The sequence below is a fragment of the Shigella sp. FC1544 genome, assembly GCF_001722145.1.
Classification (GTDB): domain Bacteria; phylum Pseudomonadota; class Gammaproteobacteria; order Enterobacterales; family Enterobacteriaceae; genus Escherichia; species Escherichia coli.
The window spans coordinates 1-457 of the sequence record NZ_MECT01000442.1 but is presented as its reverse complement, the minus strand read 5'-3'; the positions used below and the strand labels follow the sequence as shown (position 1 = coordinate 457).

1 pseudogene and 1 other annotated feature are annotated in these 457 nt (G+C 55.6%); the pseudogene reads right to left on the bottom strand.

What is annotated here, in order from left to right:
• Window positions 1-457: pseudogene (locus BGK49_RS27955) on the bottom strand (transposase); the annotation flags it as partial.
• Window positions 88-204: a sequence feature (AL1L pseudoknot), on the bottom strand. It overlaps the preceding pseudogene by 117 nt.

The following is a 457-nucleotide window of genomic DNA, read 5'->3' as shown; positions in this document are numbered from 1 at the left end:
CTCTTTCTTCAGCCAGTCATCGCGCTGCGCACGGGCACTGCGTTTATCCGGATGATGTCGCTGTTGCTGACAGTGGTAATACGTTGACGGGGCAATATGTAGTTCACTGCATAGCGGTCCGACCCCGTACTGCTCACGCAGCTTATCCAGCAGTGGCATCATTTTTTCCAGAGGCGGTCGAACTCCGCCTTCGCAAAATAAGCGGAAGCCTGGCGAAGGATATCGTTACTGCGGCGCAGTTCACGATTTTCACGCTCCAGCTCTTTCAGACGCTGACGTTCAGCGGTGGTGAGCCCTCCATCACCGCCCCCGGTATCCCGCTCATGCTGGCGAACCCAGACACGCAGAGTCTCCGGCGTACAGCCAATCTTTGGAGCAATGGAACAAATTGTCGCCCATTGTGAGTCATATTCGCCCTGACTTTCCAGAACCATACGGACTGCCCGTTGACGGACTT